Genomic DNA, 4,800 nt, shown 5'->3' with positions numbered 1-4,800 from the left:
CCTTGGCGCCGGACGGCACGATCACGCTGTTCTTCACCATCTGCGCCTTGACCAGACCCAGCACCTCGGTGCGGAAGTCCTCGCGGCGATCCGACCAGCGCAAGCCGCCCCGGGCGACGCTGCCGAACCGCAGGTGCACGCCCTGCACCCGCGGCGAGTAGACGAAGATCTCGAACATCGGCCGCGGTTCCGGCAGCAGCGCCAATTCGCGTGGGTGCACCTTGAAGGCGTGCGCCGGCGCACCAGGCTGGAACGCGTTGGTGCGGATCATCGCCCGCAGCACGGCCAGGAACATCCGCAGAATGCGGTCGGCGTCCAGGCTGGCCACCTCGGCCAATTGCTGCTCGATCGCGGTGCACGCCTCGTCGACGGCCGCGGCACGGGCATCCAGGTCGGCGAAATCGGCGTCCGGATCGAATTTGGTCCGGAAGGCGCGGACCAGCGCGGCCGCGATCACCGGATTGTCGTTGAGGGTGGCCGCCACGTACGGCTGGCTGTACGGGATGCCGGCCTGCACCAGGTAGCGCGACATCGCCCGTAGCCAGGCGATCTCCTGCCAGGTGAGCCCGCCGGTCATCACCAGTCGGTTGAACTTGCCCGACTCGGCGCGCCCCCGGTAGGTGGCGTCGAAGGTGTCGATGAACCGCGCCTGCAGTTCCGGCGTCCATTCCGGACGGCGGTCGGCGGCACCGGACAGCTTCAGCCCGAAGTCGTACAGGTAGACGTCCCGTCCGCGGAGCTTGAACTCGAACGGTCGTTCGTCGAGCACCTCCACCCCGAGCACCGACAGGTGCGGCATCGCGTCGGCCAGCGACATCTGCCGGTAGGCGAACACCTTGAACCGGACGTCGGCGGAGTCGTTGGGCCACAGCGGCCGGTAGACGTCGTAGGTCAGGTCGTCGTCGCCGGTCAGCTGGTTCGCCAGCTGCAGGTCGACCACACCGACCGCGGCCGGGTACTCCTCCTTGTAGGCCTCGCTGAACTCGACCCCGCGGGACTCGCTCGGCAGATCGCGCGCGGCGTTCTCGAAGTCGTCGTCCCAGCTGCGGACGGCGGTCTCGATCCGGGCTTCCAGTGCCACCTCGTCCAGTTCGCCGAGCAGCGGGTCGTCGTCCGGCCGCTTGACCACGAAGAAGAGCCGGGCCAGCACCGATTCGGTGACCCGGGCCTGGTGTTCGACCGATTCGCCACCCATCTCGTCGATCAGGATCCGCTGGATGGCCTCCCGGACGTCGGTGGTGTAGCGGTCCCGGGGCAGGAACACCAGCGCCGAGATGAACCGCCCGTAGCAGCCTCGCCGGATGAACACCCGAACCACCCGACGGTCCTTGAACTGAGCCTCCTGGGTGATCACCGGGAGCAGTTCATCGGTGCTGGCCTGGAACAGTTCGTCGCGCGGGTAGCTGTCGATCACCTGACGGATCGCCGAAGCGCCGTGGCTGTGCGGGTCGAAGCCGGACGCGTCCAGCAGCCGCTGCGCCTTGCGCGCCAGTAGCGGGATGTCCCAGACGCTCTCGCTGTACGCCGACGCCGCGAACAGACCCAGGAAGCGGCGTTCCCCGGCCAGCCGTCCGGTCGCGTCGTAGACCCGGACGCCGATGTAGTCGAGGTAGGCGGGACGGTGCACCGGTGAACGCCGGGAGTCCTTGGTGAGCACGATCAGCGCCCGGTCACCGTTGATCGGGACGGCCTGGAACTCCTCGGCGCTGGCCTCCTCACGCAGAATGCCCAGGCCGGTTCCCGGCACCGGCTGATAGCCGTCGCCGTCATGCCGCGCCTCCCGATAGCCGAGCAGCACGAAGTTTCCGGCGCCCAGCCACTGCAGCAACTCGGTCACCTCGCGGACGTCGTGCGGGCTGACCGGCTGCGGATTGTCATTGATCAGCTCGATGGTCTCGGCGAGCCGGCGCTGCATCGGCTGCCAGTCGTCCACGGCTGCCCGGACGGCAGCCAGCCCGCCGCTGATCGCCGCCTGCAACGCCTCGGCGAGCTGGTCGGCCGCCTGACCCAGTGGAGGGAAGACCTCGACGCAGATCCAGGACTCGGCCGTCGCGCCCGGCCCGGTTCCGCCCAGCTCGGTCAGGGTGCCGTCGCCGTCCCGGTGGACCTCGTACTGGGGATGGAACAGCGACCGGATGTTCCAGCCACCGCGGGTGATGTCCATGCTGACCGTGTCAACCAGGAACGGACGGTCGTCGGCCACGATCAGCATCACGGTGGAGGCGCCGGGCTGCTCGGGCAGCAGTACCCGGACCTGGGATTCGCCCGCCGACCGGCGCTGGCCCAGCCGCAGATGCTCCACGATGAGATCCGCCACCCGGCCCGGCTCGAGGTCGCCCAGCTCACTGTCCGGCAGGTGCCGGACGTAGTGCTCGGCGAAGCCATCGGGCAGCATCAGCTCCGGAAGATTCTTCAGCCTGATCGACAGTTCGCCAAGCAATTCATGGATCCAGTCCGGACGAGACGGATTTATTGCGGACACATCGCCTCCTTGCGAGCCCACCATCGTGCAAGCCACTCACTGTAGTGCGCAGTTCATCCGATGTCGCGGGGGCGAGCGCGTCGCTAGACAAAGTCGGTCGACTTCCTACGGCAGAATGGCCCGCATGCAGATTCAGGCCCGCAACGACTTCGCCGCGGACGCTCTCACCACCCACGCGATGCTCACCGATCCCGCCTTCCTGGCTCAGGTGTGCGAGGCGTCCGGAGACCTCGACTATCGGGTGGACGGGGTGCCCGAACACACTGCCGTCCAGCGGACGCTGGAGGCACCCTCGGCGGTCCGCAGCCTGCTCGGCGACCGGCTGACCCTGCTGCAGGAGATCCGCTGGAACGCCGCGGACGCGACCGGCGCCCGGACCGGTGACCTGGAGCTGACCGTGCAGGGCATGCCGGCCCGGGCCCAGCTCACCATCGACCTGCGGGCCGGCGGACGCGGCACTGTGGTCGACTTCGTCGGCGAGTTCACCATCAAGGTGCCGCTGGTCGGCCGGTCCCTGGAGGGCAAGGCTGCGCCGGCGCTGACCGCCGGGTTCGACGTCCAGCAGCAGGTCGGCGACAAGTGGCTCGCCGAGCGCAGTTGACCTTGACGTAACGTCAACCCTCACACTCGATGGTGTGACGACGACCAAGACCACGCTGCCGCTGTACCTCGCCGCGACCGCCACTTCGCTGTTCGGCAACTCGGCCATCGCCATCGTGCTGCCCTGGCTGGTGCTGGAACGCACCGGCGACCCGGCGATGGCCGGCCTGGTGGCGGCGGTCAGTGCTGTCCCCGGCGCCATCGCGGCGTTCGTCGGCGGACACCTGATCGACAAGATCGGACGCCGCCGCATGTCGGTGCTGTCCGACATCGGCTCGGCGGTCGCGGTCGCCGCGCTCGCCATCGTCGATGCGGCGGTCGGTCTCAACGTCGCCTGGTTCATCGCTCTCGGGGTGCTGGGCGCACTGTTCGACGTCCCGGGGATGACCGCGCGGGAGACGTTACTGGCGAACGTCTCCGAAACCTCCGGTGTCGGGCTGGACAAGATCGCCGCCTGGCGCGGCATGCTGTTCGGCCTGTCGTTCCTGGCCGGTCCCGCGGTGGCCGGCTGGCTGCTGGCGGTGCTGCCGTCCATTCAGGTGGTCTGGATCACCGCCGCCTGTTCCGCGGTCGCCGCCCTGGCCATCGGGGTGATGCCGCTGCGCGCCAGCGCGGTCGCAGCTGCCGAGGACAACTCGCCGCTGGCCGGGTTCACCCACATCTGGCGCAGCCGGCCACTGCTGATCCTGCTGGTGGTCAGCCTGGGTTCCATGGTGCTGGTCGCACCGCTGCTCAGCGTGGTGCTGCCCGCCCACTTCGTGGCTCTCGCCGCACCCGGCCTGCTGGGCCTGAGTCTCTCCGCCTACGCGGTCGGCACGATGGCCGGCTCCGGGGTCTACGGCTGGCTCTTCGACGGACGGCGCTGGGCGGCGTGGGTGGTGGCCAACCTGCTCTACGTCGCGTCCGCCGTCCTGATCGCACCGCTGCAGGGGTTCTGGCTGGTCGCGGCCGGCATGGTGGCCGCCGGCCTGGGTTCGGGGCTGCTGCAACCGATCAGCACCGTGGTGCTCACCGAACACGTGCCGGACGCCCTCCGCGGCCGGGTCTTCGGGGCCTACTCGGCGCTGGCGATGGTGGCCAGCCCGCTGGGTCTCGGCCTGATGGCGATCGTGCTGTCCGGCGCCGACCTGCGCACCGGCGCCTGGGTGCTGGCCGCCGGCTGGGCCGTGGTGGGGGCGTACGCCCTGGTCGCACCTGGATTGAGGAACTACATTCAGCCGCGACGAGAGGACGCCGATGCTGACCATCGGCCAGTTGGCTGAGTACACCGGAGTCACCCGGCGGGCGATTCGGCACTATCACGCGCTCGGGCTGTTGCCCGAGCCGGAACGCAACTCGGCCGGCTACCGCAGCTACGACGCCCAGGCCGTGGTGGACCTGCACCGGATCAAGGTGCTCGCCGATGCCGGCGTCCCGCTGTCCCGGGTGCGTGAGCTGGTCGACGCCGAACCGGACGCCTTCCGCGACGCCGCCGCCCAGATCGACGCCGAGTTGCAGGCCCGGATCGCCGAACTGGAGTCGACCCGGCAGTCCCTCGATCGGCTCGCCGCCCAGGGTGAGCCGTTCCTTCCGCCGCGGGTGACCCGGATGCACGACGAGATGCGTGCCCTCGGTGTCTCGGAGCGCACCCTGCAGATGGAGCGGGACGCCTGGCTGCTCATCCAGGTGCTGTATCCCGACCTGGTCGCCACCTGGATCGACACCCAGCAGGCGATGCT

At 69.4% G+C, this 4,800-nt stretch carries 4 protein-coding genes; 3 read left to right on the top strand and 1 reads right to left on the bottom strand.

Annotation, left to right across the window (positions count from 1 at the left end):
• A partial coding sequence (locus tag Q0066_RS16650; protein WP_298135038.1) for an NAD-glutamate dehydrogenase domain-containing protein occupies positions 1–2,482 on the bottom strand: 2,482 nt, incomplete at its 3' end.
• 124 nt (positions 2,483–2,606) lie between these two features.
• Here Q0066_RS16650 and Q0066_RS16645 point away from each other — a divergent pair.
• The 3 genes from Q0066_RS16645 to Q0066_RS16635 all read left to right on the top strand — a co-directional run.
• Positions 2,607–3,083, top strand: a complete 477-nt coding sequence (locus Q0066_RS16645; RefSeq protein WP_298135036.1) for a DUF2505 domain-containing protein — start codon at positions 2,607–2,609, stop codon at positions 3,081–3,083.
• Positions 3,084–3,117: 34 nt separating this feature from the next.
• A complete protein-coding gene (locus tag Q0066_RS16640) occupies positions 3,118–4,344 on the top strand; it encodes an MFS transporter (RefSeq protein WP_298135034.1) in 1,227 nt (408 codons plus the stop codon).
• On the top strand, positions 4,319–4,800 hold a 482-nt coding region (locus tag Q0066_RS16635; RefSeq protein WP_298135032.1), incomplete at its 3' end, for a MerR family transcriptional regulator. The genes Q0066_RS16640 and Q0066_RS16635, both read left to right, overlap by 26 nt.

The organism is Micropruina sp. (genome assembly GCF_027492755.1).
Lineage (GTDB): Bacteria > Actinomycetota > Actinomycetes > Propionibacteriales > Propionibacteriaceae > Micropruina.
Note: the sequence above shows the minus strand (reverse complement) of the source record. Positions and strands in the feature narration are given on the sequence as shown.

Excerpts from the sequence above, each read along its gene's own strand:
- Q0066_RS16645 (WP_298135036.1), top strand. The coding sequence starts at position 2,607 with ATGCAGATTCAGGCCCGCAACGACTTCGCCGCGGACGCTCTCACCACC.